We start from the raw sequence: 251 nt of genomic DNA on the forward strand, positions 1-251 counted from the left end.
TCGCCACGCCGCCGACTTCGCCAATGGCAAGCCCCACCACCTGACCGTCGACCGGCGCGGTGAGGCGTGCGCGGGCCGTCTCCTGGCGGGCGGCCGTCAGGCGCTCCTTCAGGGCCTGCACCTCCCGGCGGACCTCTGCGAGCTGCGCGCTGGCATCGCGCGTGTAGGCCTGGCGCTGCTGCTGGAGCCGATGCTCGAGCTCGCTGGCCGTGGCGGCGAGCCGGAGCTCATCGCCTCTCATCTGCGCGACG

The 251-nt window shown here is 74.1% G+C and carries 1 pseudogene; it reads right to left on the reverse strand.

What is annotated here, in order from left to right:
• Positions 1-241, reverse strand: a pseudogene (locus ACE3T5_RS20210) (secretion protein HlyD); the annotation flags it as partial.
• Positions 242-251 lie beyond the last annotated feature (10 nt).

Origin of the sequence: Ramlibacter sp., assembly GCF_041916345.1 — a bacterium.
In the GTDB taxonomy this organism is placed as follows: Bacteria; Pseudomonadota; Gammaproteobacteria; order Burkholderiales; family Burkholderiaceae_C; genus Ramlibacter.